This window comes from Butyrivibrio sp. (assembly GCF_017940685.1).
Lineage (GTDB): Bacteria > Bacillota > Clostridia > Lachnospirales > Lachnospiraceae > Butyrivibrio.
Genome location: NZ_JAGAYD010000185.1, coordinates 1 through 3,122, shown reverse-complemented (window position 1 = coordinate 3,122; position 3,122 = coordinate 1). Strand labels below are relative to the sequence as shown.

General features: G+C 42.9%; 4 protein-coding genes. 2 read left to right on the top strand and 2 right to left on the bottom strand.

Translation table 11 applies throughout. The annotated features are described in order from the left end of the window. Window positions 1-150: 150 nt before the first annotated feature. Together J6I68_RS11835 and J6I68_RS11830 are read left to right on the top strand one after the other, a co-directional pair. Entirely contained in the window at window positions 151-1,014 is an 864-nt protein-coding gene (locus J6I68_RS11835) for a tyrosine-type recombinase/integrase (protein WP_292220570.1), read from the top strand. Beyond that, complete coding sequence (locus J6I68_RS11830) at window positions 1,007-2,170, top strand: IS91 family transposase (protein WP_292220568.1); 1,164 nt, start codon at window positions 1,007-1,009, stop codon at window positions 2,168-2,170. Before J6I68_RS11835 ends, J6I68_RS11830 begins: the two co-directional genes overlap by 8 nt. Before the next feature lie 296 nt (window positions 2,171-2,466). On the opposite strand, the gene J6I68_RS11825 is transcribed toward J6I68_RS11830, so the two are convergent. Together J6I68_RS11825 and J6I68_RS11820 are read right to left on the bottom strand one after the other, a co-directional pair. Beyond that, window positions 2,467-2,805, bottom strand: coding sequence for a hypothetical protein (locus tag J6I68_RS11825; protein WP_292220566.1), 339 nt, complete (start codon window positions 2,803-2,805; stop codon window positions 2,467-2,469). 26 nt (window positions 2,806-2,831) lie between these two features. Then, window positions 2,832-3,122: PrsW family glutamic-type intramembrane protease (locus tag J6I68_RS11820; RefSeq protein WP_292220564.1), on the bottom strand; the 291-nt coding region annotated here is incomplete at its 5' end.

Genomic DNA, 3,122 nt, shown 5'->3' with positions numbered 1-3,122 from the left:
TACGACCAACAAACAACAATAACCGCACCGCTACCATGTCTGTTAGTTTATCATTCATTTCACTTAACAACAACATATTTCTTTCAAGAGCACCTCCTTGGTGAGTTTTGGAATCTATAAACAATTAACTCACACTGAAAGGAGGTCCTCATGGACTATTTAAAAAAATACAAAAAGATGATCGCACTTCGCGGTCTTACCGAACATACTGTTAAATCTTACAGCACCTACATCAGTGCTTTTCTTGATTACAATGAATCCCACCTTCACAAATACATGTCTCAGATCAATTACAATGATCTACGCGAGTTCATCACATTTCTCCAGATTACCAGAAATCTTAATGACCGCACCATAAACGCAGCAATCTCCCAGCTTAGGTTCTTCTTCATATATGTGCTGCATAGACCATGGGATCCTTCCCAGCTTCCAATGCGGAAGTTTGACACATACCTTCCATACGTCCCTTCCATGGAGGAAGTGGATGAGTTTATATCCACCATCACCGATATCAAAGTCAAGGCAATGGTCTCTCTTCTCTATGGTTCAGGCCTCAGGATAGGCGAAGTGTGCAATCTCAGGTACGAAGACATCGAGCGCAAAAACATGCGCATACACATCAGGCACAGCAAAAACCGCTCCGACAGATATGCGATCCTTGCAAAGGAATCACTTGATATCCTTACACAGTACTGGTTTGAGTGTGGTAGACCAAAAGGATACCTCTTCCCAAAACAGCGCGGTGACGACAGGCCAATCGACACCTTTTATCTGAGCCGTAACATCCACCTCCATGAAGATGAGCTCGGTTGGGAAAGGCGCATAACCTGTCATACATTCCGTCATGCCTTTGGGACTCATCTGTATGAGATGTACCATGACCTTCTCCTTGTCAAAGAGCTTCTTGGCCACAAGTCTCTGGCTTCCACGGTTATCTATATACACCTGGCCACCCCTGACACTAAAGAAAGCCTCAGCCCTCTTGACAGAAATAGAGGCGACCGCCATGAGTAACCTGAAAATCCAGAAGGTGTTCAATGCTTCCTGGGATGACTATCTTTATTCCCATAACGTCAGCGAAGAACAGGAGAAAGCTGCATGTTCAATCATTGCCTGCAAGTCAGGAGCCCTTGGATGCAATGTCAGCATCTGCGAGGAGTGCGGCCATCAGGAGATTCACAACAACTCCTGCCGGAATAGAAACTGCCCAAACTGTCAGACCGTGCTCAAGGAGTTATGGATAGATGCACGCCGGTCAGAAGTGATCGATGGAGCATACTTCCATGTAGTATTTACAGTACCTTCAGAGCTCAATCCTCTTATCTATGCCAACCAGAAACTTCTCTACGCTCTGCTTCATGAAGCTTCATCAAAGACTCTTCTTGAACTGTCTGCTGATAAAAAGTATCTTGGGGCAATGCCTGCAATAATCCAGGTCCTGCATACGTGGGGACAGGAGCTTAACTACCATCCGCATATCCACTGCATCATTTCTGGTGCCGGACTCACAAAGGACATGAAGCTCGTTAACTGCAAGTCTAACTTCATGATTCCAGTAAAGGTACTTGGCTCCAAGTTCAGAGGCAAGTTTATGGATGCCCTTGAAAAGTACTACAAATCTGACAAACTGATTCTTCCCGGCAGTCTTGATAAATTCAGAAATTCCTATGAATGGAATGAATTCCGTGACAGCCTCTATAAGAAAGCCTGGTGTCCATTTATCAAGGAAACCTTCAACGGTTTTGGCAATGCGATCGATTACCTGGGACGTTACACCCACAGGATTGCTATATCAAACTCAAGAGTCATATCCACCGAAGATGGCAAGATCTCTTTTTGGGCCAAGGACTATCGTACCAATGAGAGAAAAGTCATTGCCTTATCTCACGAGGAGTTCATACGCAGGTTTCTGCATCATGTCCTTCCTAAAGGCTTTCAGAAGATACGTTATTATGGCCTTCTGACAAACAGTGCGAAGAAGAAACGCCTTACCATTGTCTTCAACATACAGAATCACAGAAGATTTACTTCAAAGTATGCCTGTATGAAGAAAGCGGACATGCTCTATGAAATGTTTCACATAGATATACATCTCTGTCCCTGTTGCGGAAAAAGAAGTATGTTCCAACGTTTTCGGACCTTCGATGATGTGACAATGGCCACCGGATAAGCATACAAACTGAATATTTTTTTGAAGCCGCCATGTGACGGCTTATTTGTCGTGCCCAAAACAGCCATTATTTGGCACAAAAGAAGGCAGTAATAGCAGTCTGGTGATCCCAGTTCCCAAAATTTGCACAAGATCGATCTGGTTCAATTTCCATACTGGCCACCCGTCCGCGATTTGGTACAATCGTGAAGAATCACATTCAGAGCAGATCTAAGATTTGGCTTAATCTGCTCTTTTTATCTGCTCTGAATATGATACTGCACTTAAGAATTATTCCATCTCCCCGGTTTATATATTTAATCCATCAAATCAGTAAGATCCTCTATCGCTTCAGGAAAATCAATAAATAAAGAAACACACTCATCAAAATCCATCGGTCCAACGCCACTGAAAGCTCTAGACACATCTATTACCTCAAAATGGTCAATCCATAAAACAGTTATGTATTTCTTCTTTGCAGTCTTATGGAACACTACCTGGTGAACAGCTTCATTCATGTCATCCGGATACTCAGCGAACAGATCCCCTGTAATATCCATAGACTCATGATCTTTCATGCCTCTGATATGAGCCAGAACCTTTCCCATTTCTTCCGTCTTGTATATCTTTTGATAGTCCTTTTTATCAAATGCCATTATAAGTAATCCTCATTTTTCTGTGTTTAATATATGATTTTGTCCTCTTTAGCAGTCTTTCCAACCAGGAAATATGAAACCGCAAACATAATAACTACGAATACCACAAAGTACCATCCACCATCATTTGACTCCATAGTAGCTATATAGTCATATGCACCATGCAAAAGAGCCGGTACCACAACCGCAAGTATACGGCAGATCTTTGATCCGGCATTATTTCCTCTGTAGTCCAGTCTCTTTGCTATCCCATAAAAGATTCCCATGAACACGCCAAAACATGCATGTCCAGGAATAGCAGTGATTGCCCTGACGAT